At 65.8% G+C, this 1,618-nt stretch carries 4 protein-coding genes; all 4 read left to right on the forward strand.

All coding sequences use genetic code 11. The annotated features are described in order from the left end of the window. Positions 1 to 77: 77 nt before the first annotated feature. A complete protein-coding gene (locus tag E4634_RS22025; protein ID WP_206046982.1) occupies positions 78 to 383 on the forward strand; it encodes an FAS1-like dehydratase domain-containing protein in 306 nt (101 codons plus the stop codon). Beyond that, positions 310 to 873, forward strand: a complete 564-nt coding sequence (locus tag E4634_RS21755) for an FAS1-like dehydratase domain-containing protein (RefSeq protein ID WP_206046983.1) — start codon at positions 310 to 312, stop codon at positions 871 to 873. The genes E4634_RS22025 and E4634_RS21755 overlap by 74 nt, the downstream gene beginning before the upstream one ends. Continuing rightward, the gene (locus E4634_RS21760) at positions 828 to 1,253 is read left to right on the forward strand and encodes a hotdog family protein (protein ID WP_206046984.1); all 426 of its coding nucleotides are present in this window, start codon (positions 828 to 830) and stop codon (positions 1,251 to 1,253) included. Before E4634_RS21755 ends, E4634_RS21760 begins: the two co-directional genes overlap by 46 nt. Positions 1,254 to 1,309: 56 nt before the next feature. Continuing rightward, the coding region (locus E4634_RS21050; protein WP_135446655.1) for an LLM class flavin-dependent oxidoreductase at positions 1,310 to 1,618 on the forward strand (309 nt) is incomplete at its 3' end.

Consider the following 1,618-nt stretch of genomic DNA (forward strand, 5'->3'; position numbering starts at 1 on the left):
GCGCGCGCAAGTTGCCTCCCCCGGAGGCCCCGTTTATCCTTCCTAACCGCAAAAATTCCCGATAAAAGGTGAGAATTATGAGTGACAGCACCGCTGAAGAAATCGTGACCCTGGACACCACCGATGTCGACCGCTGGGTCGGCAAGCGCATCGTCTACGCCGAGCTGTGGGACCCCTGCAACGCCACGGACATCCGCCGCTGGGTACAGGCCATGGACTACCCCAACCCGATCCACTGGGACGAGCGTTTCGCCAACGACTCGAAGTTTGGAGGCATCGTCGCGCCGCAGTCCTTCACCGTGGCCGGCCATGGACTACGGCCACGGCTGCCACCCCTCCTGTGTCGGCAAGGTGCCGGGCACCCACCTGATCTTCGCCGGTGAGGAGTGGTGGTTCTACGGCACGCCGGTGCGCCCGGGCGACAAACTCACCCAGGAGCGCTACTTCTCCGGCTACAAGGTCACCGACACCGGCTTCGCCGGCCCGACCATGTTCGCCGACGGCGACACCATCCACACCAACCAGCACGGCGCCATGGTCGCCAAGGAACGCGCCACGTCCATCCGCTACCTGGTGGACGAGGCCAACAAGCGCGGGGTTTACGGCAAGGAAAAACGCGCGCCGAAGGAGTGGACCGACGAGGAACTCGAGGAGATCTACAAGCTGCGCCACGAGTGGATCCTGTCCAACCGCGAGGGTGTCTCGCCGCGCTTCGGCGACGTCAATGTCGGCGACAAACTGCCGCGCCGCGTGATCGGCCCGCACACGAGTGCCGCGCCCACCGCCAGAACATCTGGGGCACCTGGCGCTGGAACGCACCGGAAGGCGTGCATGACCCGGCCACCGACGACGCCGGCTTCGGCGCCGACATGACCTACGATTTCGAGGCGCGCAAGATCGACCCGCGCAAAGGCGACGGCCTGTACCACGGCCCGTCCTCCGGCCACATCAACAAGCGCAAGGCGGAGAAGATCGGCATGGGCGGCGCCTATGGCTACGGCTCCTCCATGAACGCCTGGCACCTCGACACCATCGCCTACTGGGCCGGCCACGAGGGTTACATCTGGCACTCGAAGACGCAGTTCCGCAGCCCCGCCTTTGAAGGCGACGTCACCTACGTCGATGCCGAGGTGGTGGAGAAGAGCGAGACCTCGCCCTTCGGCATGCCGGTGGTGAAGGTCGAACTGCGCATGACCACGCAGGACGGTGACACCATCCTCAAAGGCACGGCCGACGTGTCACTGCCGGTCTGATACCTCGCCCGACGGCGCCCGTGGCCGCATGCGCCGTCGTGTGACAGGCATCCGCCATGAAGCTCGCCTTCAGCATGCCGCACCTGATGCGGCTCAAGGCCACCGCGCAACCCTGGGAGGCGGCCGTCACCGGCGCCGAGCAGACGCGCCTGGCCCGCTGCGCGGAAGATCTCGGCTACGACATGATCGCAGTGCCCGAGCACTTCGTCATTCCCAACAGCCACGTCGATCTCTCCGGGCCGCACTATTTTCACGCCGCGTCGGCGCAAGGCTCTTTCGCCGGCGCCACCGAACGCACCACGATCAACACCTGCCTCGCCACCCTCCCGCTGCAAAACCCCATCGTCACCCCCAACGCGCCATCC

Source organism: Mangrovimicrobium sediminis (genome assembly GCF_004745945.1).
Lineage (GTDB): Bacteria > Pseudomonadota > Gammaproteobacteria > Pseudomonadales > Halieaceae > Mangrovimicrobium > Mangrovimicrobium sediminis.

Coding starts and splice junctions, on each gene's coding strand:
- E4634_RS22025 (WP_206046982.1), top strand. CDS start 78: ATGAGTGACAGCACCGCTGAAGAAATCGTGACCCTGGACACCACCGAT.
- E4634_RS21755 (WP_206046983.1), top strand. CDS start 310: ATGGACTACGGCCACGGCTGCCACCCCTCCTGTGTCGGCAAGGTGCCG.